The sequence below is a fragment of the Stenotrophomonas sp. AGC87 genome, from assembly GCF_057333975.1.
Window position 1 is genome coordinate 33902 of sequence record NZ_JBHFHW010000040.1, and the last position, 13340, is coordinate 47241.

At 65.5% G+C, this 13340-nt stretch carries 13 protein-coding genes; 5 read left to right on the forward strand and 8 right to left on the reverse strand.

Annotated features, from left to right (window positions below):
* Window positions 1–37: 37 nt before the first annotated feature.
* The 4 genes from ACE026_RS16250 to ACE026_RS16265 all read right to left on the reverse strand — a co-directional run bounded on the left by ACE026_RS16250 (window position 38) and on the right by ACE026_RS16265 (window position 4011).
* On the reverse strand, window positions 38–826 hold the full coding sequence (locus ACE026_RS16250) for a hypothetical protein (RefSeq protein WP_486039886.1): 789 nt from the start codon (window positions 824–826) through the stop codon (window positions 38–40).
* 104 nt (window positions 827–930) lie between these two features.
* Complete coding sequence (locus ACE026_RS16255; protein ID WP_486039888.1) at window positions 931–2196, reverse strand: sensor histidine kinase; 1266 nt, start codon at window positions 2194–2196, stop codon at window positions 931–933.
* On the reverse strand, window positions 2193–2879 hold the full coding sequence (locus ACE026_RS16260) for a response regulator transcription factor (RefSeq protein ID WP_486039890.1): 687 nt from the start codon (window positions 2877–2879) through the stop codon (window positions 2193–2195). The genes ACE026_RS16255 and ACE026_RS16260 overlap by 4 nt, the downstream gene beginning before the upstream one ends.
* Before the next feature lie 4 nt (window positions 2880–2883).
* Window positions 2884–4011 carry a type 1 glutamine amidotransferase domain-containing protein gene (locus tag ACE026_RS16265; protein WP_486039892.1) on the reverse strand — a complete coding sequence of 376 codons (1128 nt, stop codon included), beginning with the start codon at window positions 4009–4011 and terminating at the stop codon, window positions 2884–2886.
* Between the two features lie 191 nt (window positions 4012–4202).
* Here ACE026_RS16265 and ACE026_RS16270 point away from each other — a divergent pair, with 191 nt between their 5' ends.
* On the forward strand, window positions 4203–5063 hold the full coding sequence (locus ACE026_RS16270; RefSeq protein ID WP_313210901.1) for a PA4780 family RIO1-like protein kinase: 861 nt from the start codon (window positions 4203–4205) through the stop codon (window positions 5061–5063).
* 80 nt (window positions 5064–5143) lie between these two features.
* On the opposite strand, the gene ACE026_RS16275 is transcribed toward ACE026_RS16270, so the two are convergent.
* Window positions 5144–7234: a methyl-accepting chemotaxis protein gene (locus ACE026_RS16275; RefSeq protein ID WP_486039894.1), complete on the reverse strand. Its 2091-nt coding sequence runs from the start codon at window positions 7232–7234 to the stop codon at window positions 5144–5146.
* A 197-nt stretch (window positions 7235–7431) separates the two neighbouring features.
* Here ACE026_RS16275 and ACE026_RS16280 point away from each other — a divergent pair, with 197 nt between their 5' ends.
* The 3 genes from ACE026_RS16280 (at window position 7432) to ACE026_RS16290 (ending at window position 10445) form a co-directional block, all read left to right on the forward strand.
* Entirely contained in the window at window positions 7432–8406 is a 975-nt protein-coding gene (locus tag ACE026_RS16280; protein ID WP_486039896.1) for a L,D-transpeptidase family protein, read from the forward strand.
* 4 nt (window positions 8407–8410) lie between these two features.
* A complete protein-coding gene (locus ACE026_RS16285) occupies window positions 8411–9115 on the forward strand; it encodes a M23 family metallopeptidase (protein ID WP_486039898.1) in 705 nt (234 codons plus the stop codon).
* 337 nt (window positions 9116–9452) lie between these two features.
* Complete coding sequence (locus ACE026_RS16290) at window positions 9453–10445, forward strand: hypothetical protein (RefSeq protein ID WP_486039899.1); 993 nt, start codon at window positions 9453–9455, stop codon at window positions 10443–10445.
* On the opposite strand, the gene ACE026_RS16295 is transcribed toward ACE026_RS16290, so the two are convergent.
* Complete coding sequence (locus tag ACE026_RS16295; protein ID WP_486039901.1) at window positions 10410–10526, reverse strand: hypothetical protein; 117 nt, start codon at window positions 10524–10526, stop codon at window positions 10410–10412. The genes ACE026_RS16290 and ACE026_RS16295 overlap by 36 nt on opposite strands.
* A gap of 128 nt (window positions 10527–10654) precedes the next feature.
* The gene (locus ACE026_RS16300) at window positions 10655–10999 is read right to left on the reverse strand and encodes a DUF6966 domain-containing protein (RefSeq protein ID WP_486039903.1); all 345 of its coding nucleotides are present in this window, start codon (window positions 10997–10999) and stop codon (window positions 10655–10657) included.
* Between the two features lie 206 nt (window positions 11000–11205).
* Here ACE026_RS16300 and ACE026_RS16305 point away from each other — a divergent pair, with 206 nt between their 5' ends.
* Window positions 11206–11619, forward strand: a complete 414-nt coding sequence (locus ACE026_RS16305) for an EF-hand domain-containing protein (RefSeq protein ID WP_486039905.1) — start codon at window positions 11206–11208, stop codon at window positions 11617–11619.
* Between the two features lie 94 nt (window positions 11620–11713).
* Here ACE026_RS16305 and ACE026_RS16310 read toward each other — a convergent pair whose 3' ends face one another.
* Window positions 11714–13006: an adenylosuccinate synthase gene (locus ACE026_RS16310; protein ID WP_088432983.1), complete on the reverse strand. Its 1293-nt coding sequence runs from the start codon at window positions 13004–13006 to the stop codon at window positions 11714–11716.
* Between the last annotated feature and the right edge of the window lie 334 nt (window positions 13007–13340).

Sequence of the window (13340 nt, forward strand, 5' to 3'; positions counted from 1 at the left end):
GCCTGAGGCAGCATGCGGCAGCGCGCAGGCGTTGCACTTACCGTTTCACGGGGGCGGTGGGCTGCGCTGACGGCGTGACCGCCTTGGGCGCTACCGGCTTCACCGGCAAGGGCATCGACTGCAGACGGCGGATCGAGCCGATCGGCACGGCTTCTGCCCGGCGCTGCTCCGGCCACCACAGGAACACGAACGCACTGCTGGATCCCAGCAGTTTCGCAGTGCCGGGAAGCGCGGCCGCGTCACCCTGGAGCACGACCTGCACGGGCGTGCCGCCCTTCCCCTCGAGGATCTTCTCGGCCGTGCTCAGGGCATACAGCGCCGCGCCGAATGCCATGAAGCAGACCACCGCAATGCACATGCCGGTCAGTGGGCGCAGCCCGGAAAATTCCCAGTTCATCCATGGCGATTCCGAGAACAGCATCCGCCATCCCCAGTGCCGCGCGCGCAGGCGTGCCACCTTGGCAGCATTGCGCCGCCGCAGGGTCTCCGGCCAGCCCAGCACCACGGCAAGCAGGGCCCCCAGCAACAGGATCAGCAGGTAGGCGGGATCGCGCAGCCCGGCAACCAGGAAATCACTGACCTGCAGGTAGTCCAGGATCGACAGCCGGAATTTGAAATAGAAAAAGTAGCTCGACCACAGCCCCAGCACGGAGAGGAACACGTATCCCGCGCTCACCATCAAGGCCGGCTCCTGCCGCAGCAGGCGCCAGATCACGGCCACCATCGAATCTTCGTTGCCATGCGTGATGGGCAGCAACGACCAATCGGTCGGCGTCTGCTCCGCCGGGACATCCCCGTGAATGCTGCCCTCGTCCCTGTTGCCCATGCGCCCCTCCCCCGTTCGGCAGAGCATCGCGCACTTTGGCGATGGACGGAAGCGGGCCCGCCCCGGGTGTCACCCGGTCGCCGCGGCCGCCATGCCACCTCGCCTCACTGCACGCTGAAACTGGCCACCGTGGCGTGCTCGGTCCTTTCGATACGCAGGTCGATGGCGAAGCGGTCGCACAGCCGCTGCACGATCGCCAGGCCGAGCCCGAACCCGGCACTGCCCTCGCCCTTGGTGAACGGCCGCATGATCGCCTCGGGATCGCCCGCCAGGGCGGTGTTGCGGATCCGAAGCCGCCCGCTCGCCACCTCGATGCGCACCTCGCCCGAACGGGTATGCGCGAACGCGTTGCCAACCAGATTGGCCAGCAGCATGTGCAGCACCGGGCCCGGCACCGGCAGGCGCACGTCGGCCGGCACGTGCACCCGCACCTCCACCGGCTTGCCCTCCAGCAGCGCGGCCTGCTCCACCACCACCTGTTCCAGCACCGGCAGCACCGCCAGTGGCGTCGCGTCCTGTTCCACGCTCTCTTCGCGGGCCAGTGTCAGCAGGGTGATCACGGTCTGTTCGAGTTGACGTGCCGAATGCTGCACATGCGCGAGTTGCCGCCGCCCAGCTTCCGACAGGCCGGGTTCGCTGGCCAGCTGTTCGGTGGCACTGCGGATCACCGCCAGGGGCGTGCGCAGCTCATGGCTGGCATCACGGGTGAAGGCATGCTCGCGCGCAATGAAGTCACGCACGCGCCCGCTCAGATTGTCCAGGCCGCGGGCGAGCACGCCGACCTCGTCATCGGGGAATCCCCCGGCGAACCCCACCGGCAACCTGTCAGGCGCCATGCCATCGACCAGCGCCGCCAGCTTCGACAAAGGACGCGTGGTACGTCGAGCCAGCCATGCGCCGGCCAGGATGGCCACCACCACCACGGCCAGTCCGGACCAGGCCAGCAGCGCCAGAATCTGGCTGCGCATCGGCCGCACCACCAATTGCTGGCTGACCTCGGCGACCAGCCACCCCGGCGGTCCTGCCCCGTCCGGCGGCACCGCGCGCAGGTGATAGTGCCGCCCCTGCGCACCGGCTATCTCGCGGCGCCACGGCTCGGCATCGAAGGCGGCCTTGAGATCGGACGGAAACGTGGCAGGGCTGTCGTGGATCGTCATGAAGGCGTTGCGCGGCGGCGACCACGTCCCACGGGTGGCCCGCTGAGCCAACTGCTGCTGCGCTTCCTGCTCAAGCATCGCATCGAAGAAGCGATCCTCCACGCTGTACACGAATACCGCCACGTACAGGCCGAACAGGCCGGCCACCGCCAGCGCGAACACCGCGAAGGCCAGCATCAACCGGTTGCGCAGGCGATGCACCCGTACCGTCATGCGTCGGCCTCCAGCTTGAAGCCGACATCGTGCACGGTCTTGAGCATCGGCCGCTCGAACGGTTTGTCCAACGCCTGGCGCAGCAGGTACAGATGCGAGCGCAGCGGATCCGACGGCGGCGCCTCATCGCCCCAGAGACGGCGGATCAACTCGCTGCGGGTCACCGTGCGCGGCCAGGCTTCGGCGAGCAGCACCAGCAGCCGATAGGCGGTCTGCGGCAACTCGATCGCCTGCCCACCGCGGCACACGGCGCCGCGACGGCGGTCGATGCCGAGGGATCCGATGCGCAGCACATGCCCGTCGCGTCGGCCGTGTCGATGGGCCAGTGCCAGGCAGCGCGCCAGCAGTTCCTCGCCTGCGAATGGTTTGACCAGGTAATCATCGGCACCGGCCTGGAAGCCGACCAGCTTGTCGGCCAGCGTGTCGCGCGCAGTCAGCATCAGGATCGGGATGTGGCGGTCGGCCTGCTCACGCAGATGGCTGCACACGCGCAGGCCATCCATGCCCGGGAGGGTGAGATCCAGCACCAGCACATCCGGCGGCTCTTCCAGCGCCATCTGCAGGCCGCTGCGGCCATCGGCGGCGAAGGCCACGCGATGGCCGCGGGCCTCCAGCAGCGTGGCCATGCCGGCGCGCAGCGCCGGGTTGTCCTCGATCACCAGGATGTGCAGGCCATCGTCCATGGGGTCAGCCTTCGATCGTGTCCTTGAGCTGCTTAGCTTCGGCCATGTCCGGGTGGGTTTCCAGCAGTTTGCCGAGTACCGTGCGCGCCTGTGCCACCTCGCCCAGCCGCCAATGCGCCTGGGCGATGCCCAGCGGCAACTGCGGTTCGCTCATGTACGGGGCCGCCAGCTGCATGATCGACAGCGCGTCACGTACCGCCGCATCGTCCTGCGCGGCCTGCAGCTGGTAGTAGCCGAGCACGCCGATCAGCTGATCGTGATAGCCCGTACGATTGCTCGCCAGCTCGCGCTTGACCGCCTCCCCTTCACCGGCCAGCAGGCGCTGCACCAGCGCCATGCTGGCCTCATCGCGCCACGGCGTGCGCGCGATCGGCGTGCGACCGGTGGCCCGCACGATCGCCTCGGCGACGGCCGGTGTCGAATACGGGTTCTGCCCGGTGATCAGGCGACCGTCCACCACCAGTTTGGGCATCATCAGCGGCGCCTGCTCCCAGCGCGCACCGCGCTCGCGCAGCGCGGTTTCCAGCAGGAACGGGAACTCCTTCGCCCAGCGCTTGCCGAACACGCCCTCCTCTGCATTGGTGAAGCCGGTCATGCGCCGCCCGGCGACCAGCAGCGTTCCGTCCGCCAGCCGCACGTCCACCAGCGCAGCCGGGCCGTGACAGACCGCCGCGACCACCGCGCCGCGATCGTGCATCGTGCCCAGCAGACCGCGCAGTGCGGCATCGGCGGGCAGATCGAACATCGCCCCCTTGCCCCCGACCACGTAGACGGCCGCATAGTCGGCCGCCCGGAGGGTGGCGGTGGCGCGGGTGTCGGCCAGCAACGCGGCCGCGGCCGGATCGGCAAGGACCCGTGCATTGAAGGGCTCCTTGGCATCGAACTTGTCGGCCTCCACCGGCCCCCCGCGTGGGCTGGCCACCTGCACGGCCAGGCCGTTGTCGCGGAAGATCAGGTAGGCCTGGGCAAATTCGTCCATCTCGAACCCGGGGCGGGTCTTGCCCTGGTCACGGCCCTCGCCGCTGACCACGATGAGCACCGTATCGGCCGCCGCAGGGCGGGCATGGAGCAAGGGAACGGCCAGCAACAAGACCAGCACGGCACCGGCGCGGCGCAACAGGGACAGCATCATGGGCGGCACTCCTTGGGAAAGTGACCCCAGCCTGCGCGCCGGATGTGAATCAGATTTCAAGCCCGCCTGGGCGTGCACACAGCTGAACAACCCGGCCGCCGAGTGCCGTGTCGATGGCTCCATCGGCCCGAAGATGCGAAAATCCCTCCCCCTCCAGGGCAGGCCCCGCGCCAGCCGATTCCCGAGATACCGTGAAGACCCCCCAAGGCTTGCAGGCGCTGATCGACGACGGCGTGATCGATGAAGTGCTCCGCCCGCTCAAGAGCGGCAAGGAAGCAGCGGTATACGTGGTGCGCAGCGGCGACGATGTGCGCTGCGCGAAGGTCTACAAGGACATGGCACAGCGCAGCTTCCAGCAGCGCGTGCAGTACCAGGAAGGCCGCAAGGTCCGTGGCAGCCGCGAAGCGCGCGCCGTGGGCAAGGCCAGCAACTACGGCCGCAAGCAGCAGGAAGCGGCCTGGAAGAACACCGAAGTCGATGCGCTGTACCAGCTGCGCGATGCCGGCGTGCGCGTACCCGAGCCGTATGGGTACTTCCACGGCGTGCTGGTGATGGAGCTGGTCACCGATGCCGAGGGTTATTCCGCCGCGCGCCTGGGCGAGGTCGAACTCAGCCCGGAACAGGCACGCCAGTTCCACCAGATCCTGGTCCGCCAGGTGGTGCGCATGCTGTGCTGCGGCCTGATCCACGGCGATCTGTCGCCGTACAACGTGCTGGTCGGCCCGGAAGGCCCGGTGGTCATCGATTTCCCCCAGGTCGTCAGTGCGGCGGGCAACAATGCCGCGCGCACGATGCTGCTGCGCGACGTCAACAACCTCACCGCCTATCTGGGCCGCTGGGCGCCGGAGCTGCTGGAGACCTGGTACGGCGAGGAGATGTGGGCGCTGTTCGAGGCCGGCGATCTGCTCCCGGACAGCGTGCTGACCGGCGAGTTCGAGCAGGATGAAAGCAGCATCGATCTGGATGGCGTGCGCCACGCGATCAACGATGCACGCGAAGAAGCGCTGATCCGCCAGCAGGGCCGGGAAGCGGCGGAGGAGAACGACGACTGAGCCGGGCCGATGGCGTCCGTCGCCACCGTGTCGCACGACCATGCAGAACGCCCCGCACATGCGGGGCGTTCTTTTTTCACTCAACCGGCGATCTTGAACACCGCCACCGATTCGGTCAGTGCCTGCGCCTGCTCTTCCAACGCGCGGCTGGCAGCCGTGGCTTCTTCCACCAGCGCCGCATTCTGCTGGGTGACCTGGTCCATCTGCACGACCACCTGGTTGACCTGCTCGATACCGGTGGCCTGCTCCTTGGTGGCGGCGGCGATATCGCTCATCAGCTGATTGGTGCGCGCACTGGCCTGGGTCAGCCGTGCGATGGCCGCCTCCGACTGCACGGTCACGCTCAGCCCCGTCCTGACCTTGTCGCTGGATTCATCGATCAGCTCCTTGATCTCCTTGGCCGCGGTACCGGCGCGCTGTGCAAGCGTGCGCACCTCGCTGGCCACGACCGCGAAGCCGCGTCCGTTCTCGCCGGCGCGGGCAGCTTCCACCGCGGCGTTCAACGCCAGAATGTTGGTCTGGAATGCGATGCCATCGATCACCGAGGAGATCTCGGAGATACGCGCCGAGGAGTGGTCGATCTCGCTCATCACCGCCGCCATCTGCGCGATCGCCTGCTCGGTCGCCTTGACCGCCGCACCGGCCGCGTTGGCCTCGTGATCGGCCTGGCCGGCCAGCTCGGCGTTCTGCCGGACCGTGGAGGTCAGCTCTTCCATCGAGGCGGCTGCCTCTTCCAGGTTGGCCGCCTGCTGTTCGGTGCGGCGTGAGAGATCATTGTGGCCGGCCGCCAGTTCCTGCGCGGCATCGTTGATGCTGCCGGCCGCGCTCTGGATCTGCTGCACGATGCCGGTCAGCTGCACGGCGGTGACGTTCGCATCGTCGCGCATCTGCGCAAAGACACCTTCGTACTGACCGTCCATGCGCGAGGTCAGATCGCCGGTGGAGATCGCGCCCAGCACCTGCGACAGATCGGCGATGCTGCGCTGCGAGCTGGCCATCATCCCGTTGAGCTGGGCGACCATCGCGCGGAACTGGAACTGGAAGCCCGGCTCGTCACCGCGCACGGAGAAGTCACCCGCGCGCGCGGCCGAGGCCAGTATCTCGATCTGCTGGTTGATCGCCATCAGGCTGCCTTTGACCGTGGCCATGGTGCTGGTCAGCACGGCCTTCTCGCCCGGATAGCTGTCCAGATCGCGGCTCAGATCACCGATGGCGTAGCGCTGCATCACCTCCACCATGTGCAACTCGACCGCTACGTGTGACCCCACCAGCTCGTTGGTGGCGCGGATCATGCGCCCGAAATCGCCGGGAAATGCCGCCTCGTCCATGCGGTAGCCGAGCGCGCCGGCCTCGTGCCGCCGCGCCATCTCCAGCTGCGCGGTGATCGCCGCCTGCACGGTCTCGCGCACCGTGCCCATCGCATTGCCCAGCCGAGTGATTTCATCGCGGCCGCCGAGGCGGACATCCTGGGCCAGATCACCCTTGGCCATCCGCGCCGCCAGTTCCACCGCACGCGCCAGTGGCGCTGTCAGGCTGCGGCCGAGCAGCACGGATGCGGCAATGCCGACCACCAGTGCGATGCCGCCCAGGATCAGCAACCTCAGCAGGGTCCGTTCGCCCAGTTCGATCGCGGCGGCGGCGGCCTCACGGCTCTGCTTTTCTTCGTAGGCCACCCCGTTGTCCAGCGCCCCGTTCCAGCCATTGGCAGCTTCCTGCACGGCGCCAAGGGTGAGCGCCGTCGCCGCAGCGAAATCGCCCTGCCGCATGAACTCGCCCATCTGCTTGTTGAGTGGTTGAGCCCGGGCACGCCAGGAGGCAATCGCTTCGGCGATGGCGGCGTCCTGGCCTTCCACAGGCATGGCCTGATAGATCTTCCAGCTGGCCTCATAGCGCGCCACCAAGGCCGCGATGCGGGCCTCGTCACCCGCCAGGCCATCGCCTTGACGGAGCAGCATCTCGCGGCGCACCACCATCATTTCATTGTTGGCGTCGAGCATGTCCGAGAGCACCCGGACTTTGGCGATGTTGACCTCGACGACCTGCTGCATCGCCTCCTTCTGCAGCGAACTGCCCCTGGCGCCAATGATCACCACTGCCGCGACCAGCACCAGCAGCAGGCCAAAACCCATCCCCAGCCGCCACACGACGCTGACGTTGCGCAAACTATCCATGACATCTTCCAAACGAGGTGAATGCTCCGGTATCGGCGCTCGGGCGGGTGCCTTGACCTGTGCTGGTGTGAAAGGGTTCACGTAACGCACACCTCGCTGACGGAATGCCATTTCCGCTAAGCGCTACGTCACATTTTTCACGGCGAATGCGCAACCGACGCAGGCATGGTGGATGCACGTTATCCATGGAGTAGCCGATGTCCCATCGCATGCATCGATTCGCACGCCTCACCGCGCTGGCCCTCGCCCTGTCGTCATCGGGCTGGGCAGTGGCGCAGACGGCACCGGCACCCGCGCCCGCCAGCGCCACGCAGAAAGCACCGCTGGAGACCGGCCTGCGTTCGGACCTGCATGCGCAGGTCCTGCTGGATCGTGCGCACTTCTCGCCCGGGCAGATCGATGGCGAGCTCGGCTCCAATCAGAAACGCGCCGTCTCCGGCTTCCAGGCCGCGCGCGGGCTGAAGGTCACCGGCGAACTGGACGATGCCACCTGGCAGGCGCTGCAGCCCGATGCCGCGCCGCCGCTGACGCGCTACACGCTCACCGCAGACGACGTCGCCGGCCCGTTCCAACCGCTTCCGAAAGGGCCCGCCGCGCAGTCGAAGCTGAAGGCACTCGGGTTCGGCTCCGTGGAAGAGGCACTGGGCGAGCGCTTCCACGCCTCGCCCGAACTGCTGAAGACGCTCAACCCCGGTGTAGATCTCGGCAAGGCCGGCAGTGTGATCCAGGTACCGAACATCGCGGTCACGCCGCTGCCCAAGGCCAGCAAGCTGGTGATCGACAAATCCGACTCCACGCTGCGGCTGTTCGATGCGGACGGTAAGGTCTACGCGCAGTTCCCCGTGTCTTCGGGCAGCAAGCATGACCCGCTGCCGATCGGCAAGTGGAAGATCCTCGGGATCTCGCGCGATCCGACCTTCCACTACAACCCCAAGCTGTTCTGGGACGCCAAGGCCAGCGACAGCAAAGCGGTGCTGCCGCCGGGCCCGAACAATCCGGTCGGCGTGGTCTGGATTGATATCTCCAAGCCGCATTACGGCCTGCACGGCACGCCCGAGCCTGGCCACGTGGGCAAGACCGAGTCGCATGGCTGTGTGCGCATGACCAACTGGGATGCGCTGCAGGTAGCCGACGCGGTGGATTCTTCGGTCCCCGTTGTGATGCAGGAGTGAGCGCATGAAGACCCTGCGAGTGTTGGCGGTGGGGCTGGTGATCGGCGTGGTGGGCTATTGGTTGCTCGGGCCGGGGCCGTCCGCCCGCCTTGGTGCCGCCGAACCGACCAAGGTGGGCTCGGCCACGAGCTCCATCCGTGCCGCACTCGATGCACCACCGCCACCGGCGGCCGCGCCCGCCGCGACACCGGCACCGATCCAGACCACGCCCATACCGCCCGCCCCCGGCGCGGGCGGTGTCGCAGTGCCGCCTGCAGATGCGGGCGGGGCCCTGCTGCTACCGGTGCAGGGCATCGGCCCGGATCAACTGCAGGACACGTTCACCGATGCGCGCAGCGAGGGACGCGTGCACGACGCGATCGATATCCTGGCGCCGAACGGAACACCGGTGCTGGCCGTTGCCGATGGAACCGTGGAGAAGCTGTTCGACAGCGTGCGCGGCGGGCTGACCGTGTACCAGTTCGAATCGAGCGGCCGGTATTGTTATTACTACGCCCATCTGGACCGCTACGCCGACGGCCTTGCCGAGAAGAAGACGATCAAGCGCGGTGAGGTGATCGGCTATGTCGGCAGCACGGGCAACGCGAGCCCGGAGGCCCCCCACCTGCATTTCGAGATCCATGTATTGGGCCCGGAAAAGCAGTGGTGGAAGGGCGAATCGATCAATCCGTACCCGGTGTTGAAGGGTGCGCCGCTTCCCGCCAACTGATCAACGCGTAGCGGATGTTGTCTCGAGCATCATCCAGTCTGGCAGTACAAGCCGGCGCCGAAACCGTTCAATGCGTTTGCTTGGTACCCGTGCGACCACCTGCGGAGCTTACGGAGTAGCAGGGGGCAGAGGGTGCGGCTATGCCGGACCGGAAGACGATCGGGAAGCTTAGTGACCATTAGGGCTATCAGCTGGAGCGTACTGCTCGGCCTGAGGATGCCAATCGCACCGTCACGATTTACCCCAAGTCATCTGGGCGGGCGGCGCACCACGATCGCTGCAACGGCCGATGCCGACAGCTGCATGAAACAACGTGGGCCGGATGCGGGACTTGGTAATGATGGAGCTTCGTGTTGCTTTTCTAGCTCCCTGGCGTGGGGCCTGGTGCAATCAGCCCGGCCTGGAGTCAGGTCCACCATCAGGCGATCGACGAGTTCGCATTGTACAAAGACCAACGATACGCCACTGTCGTCGACGATCCAATCGGTCGCCAAGGCGTCAGCGACCACCATCAAACAAGAACAGCAAAAAAGAACCGCAGTCTGCGGAGCCTACAAACGCGTTCTTCAATGAGAGTCCAAGAGCGTCGCGCGCCTTAGAAAGCCCGGCCAGCCCGCCGACCGCACCAGGCATTCCAGACCAGAGTGAACTTATGATTTTAAAATACATCTACTTGCACTTGAATCTTGATGAATACCCGGCATCCACTTCCATTCCTTTTGGATTCAGAACTCGCTATATATGCAACTACATAGAACGAAATATACAGCCACTAAAATCTCAAGTCGTCGGCTTTAACAGGATCTGCATCCAAGGCACTTCTAAAACCGCAGACAATCGCACAATCAATCACGGAAAATCAATTGTCCCCAAGGTGCTTTTTGACCAATCCATCTACGAATCCCTCAACAATGATGAACTCCACGAGTTCTACTTGTCCATGATTACAGAGGGATTATTGAAGGCGTCAATTGACCACAACATACCGCTCAACCAGATCCTCAATATCATTGAGGAGTTTCGCAGAGATGGGTATAAAAACAAATGGATGTTTCAGAAGAAAAAATTCCCCAACCATAAAATCGAGTCCGAGCTCCACTGCAGCCTCGACACAAATAGATTCACATTATCGCTAACACTTTCCCACGACGGAAATGTATTTTTCAATGAGAACATCATGGAGACCAAGCCAGATGAAATAATTTTTTTAACAAGATTCAAGAACGTAGCGCTTGAAAACGATTGCATCTCCGCTCTTGACAAATTCGGAACTGAAATATTCACAACATCAGCACTACCAAGCGCCATGCCACTGCAAGCGGCTCGCTGAGTGTCTCGCCGATGGTTTTTTGAATCGCTCAGCTTCCAAGTGCTTGAGCCATAGGCAGAAGCTGTTGGGTTCCCGGTACAAAGTCTTCAGGCGATTCGCGGCCTATTGAGGAAAGCGAAAAGCAACGGGTCGAGTACCGCGACCTTGAAGAACTGGAGTACAGCATCCAGGATCACGCGGAGGCTTTGAACGTCGTGCTCAAGGAGCGGCTACGTTGCGTCCCGCATCATCCGCGCCAGCTCCCATGCACGACCGCGCAGTGCGTCCAGGCGCTCATTGAGTTCACCCGCGCCTGCCCGCCACTGGAAGTGGCCGTTGCTGTAGTCCTGGCCGAGCGCGAGATCGTTGAACGACCCCATGCCGCCATAGGCGCGCAGCAGGCTCTGCGGCGCGCCTGGATTGCCCTGCTCAAGCTGGGTGATGACCCGCTGCATCCAATCGGCCCAGTGCTTTTCTCCGTCGCCGCGCAACAGCGCTTCAAGCTCGGATACCACCGTGTGCAGCGCTTGGCCCGCACTGCTCATGCCGACACCGGCGTGGTCGTCAGGCTTCATACCGCCCCGTCGCATCCTTCAAAGGCTGCACAGCATGCCACGGCACCGCAACGCCGGGCGCGTTCACTGCGGCCCGATGCCGCGGGCAACCAGTAGAACTACTGGCGCGAATGCGGAAATTTGCCGTTGTCCGGATCTGCAGCACGGCGGACACTGGCCGCTGACGCCACGCCTCGACCACCGCACCCGCTCTGGAGATGACTGTGATGATGCCCGCGCCCCGCCTTGCCCTGCTCTTTCTCTCCGGCGCTGTCGCCGCAGGTTCCGCAGCGGCACAGGAACTGCCCGCTACCGCCGCAGACCGCTTTGCCCTGCTCGATCGTAACGGCGATGGCCGGATCAGCCGTGATGAGTACGACGGGGACGCATTCTTCCGCGTCCTCGATGCCGACCACAACTACCGGGTGACGGTGGATGAAGTGCAGGCGGTGCTCGGCCCGCAACGCGATGGCGAGTTCTCGGCGGCGGAATGGGTACGCATCGCCGACCTCAACGGCGATGGCGAACTGAGTGCCGAGGAGATGCGTCGCTCCTCGCAGATGCGCTTCCAGAGCCTGGATGCCAACCACGATGAGACCCTGGAGCTGTCGGAACTGCAGATGGGCGCCGGCCAGCGCTGACGCGGGCGCGGCAACGAAAAAGCCCCGCTTGCGCGGGGCTTTTTCATTTACACCGGGTCGCACTGCCGGGCATGGCCCGGCCCTACGCGCCTGATCAGGCGAACGGATCCTGCAGGACCATGGTGTGGTCGCGGTCCGGGCCGGTCGAGACGATGCTCACCGGGCAACCGGCCAGCTCTTCCAGCGCGCGCAGGTAAGCGCGGGCGGCCGGCGGCAGGTCGTCCCAGTTGGTGATGCCGTGGGTGTTCTCGGTCCAGCCCGGGAACTCCAGGTACACCGGCGTGCATTCTTCCCAGCCCTGCGCGTCCAGCGGAGCGTATTCGGTACGCTTGCCGCGGTATTCGTACGCGATGCAGACCTTCAGCTTTTCCATGCCATCGAGCACGTCGAGCTTGGTGATGCACAGGCCGCTGATGCCGTTGATGGCCACGGCGCGCTTGAGCGCGACGATGTCCATCCAGCCGCAACGACGCGGGCGGCCGGTCGAGGCGCCGTACTCGGCACCGCGGTCGCGGATGCCCTGGCCGACTTCATCGTCCAGCTCGGTCGGGAACGGGCCACCGCCGACGCGGGTCGCGTAGGCCTTGGCGATACCCAGCACGTAATCGATCGCATCGGCGCCGACGCCGGCACCGGCCAATGCGCCACCGACGGTGGTGTTGGAGCTGGTGACGTACGGGTAGGTGCCGTGGTCGATGTCCAGCAGGGCGCCCTGGGCGCCTTCGAACAGCACGCGCTTACCCTGCTTGCGCAGGTCATGCAGGATGCCGGCAACGTCGGACTTCATCGGCTCGACGTATTCGCCGAAGGCCAGTGCTTCGTCGTAGGTCTTCTGGAAGTCGACCGCGTCGGTCTTGAGGTAATTGGTCAGCACGAAGTTGTGGTAATCCAGCGCGGTGCGCAGGAGTTCTTCCAGCTGGGCCGGGTAATGCAGGTCGGCGATGCGGATGCCGCGACGCGCCACCTTGTCTTCATACGCCGGGCCGATGCCACGGCCGGTGGTGCCGATCGCCTTGCCGCCGGCAGCGCGTTCGCGCGCCTGGTCCAGGGCGATGTGGTACGGCATGATCAGCGGCGCGGCCGGGGAGATCTTCAGGCGCGAACGCACTTCCACGCCGGAGGTTTCCAGCTCGGCGATTTCCTTCTGCAGCGCGGCCGGCGAGATCACCACGCCGTTGCCGATCAGGCACAGCGCGTCTTCACGCAGGATGCCCGACGGAATCAGGTGCAGCACGGTCTTCTTGCCATTGATGACCAGCGTGTGGCCGGCATTGTGGCCGCCCTGGAAGCGCACGACAGCGCCGATTTCCTCAGTGAGCAGATCGACGATCTTGCCCTTGCCTTCATCGCCCCACTGGGCACCCAACACGACAACTGACTGACCCATGACGGGTAACTCCTGGTTTTTGTGCGGCCATCGGGGCCGCGGGTTTGGGACCATGCCGGGGTGGCCGCTCAGCGCGGGGTGGCGGGCTCCAGCGGGGAGCGCGCCGACGCTGGGGTACCCAGACACGGAAAAAGCCGGACGAGTGACTCTGAAACAGAGTGCCCGTCCGGCTTTTGTGCATTATCCGGGTTTCCGGTGGCCGCTGCCACCCCGGGGGCCGGTGGACTTCACCGGCCGGTCAGAACCGCCGCGGCTGGTGCCGGCCGCTGGCCGGCTCCAAGCCGTTCGGTAGTGCCGGCCGCTGGCCGGCTTGCGGGATGGCCGGGAGCCGGCC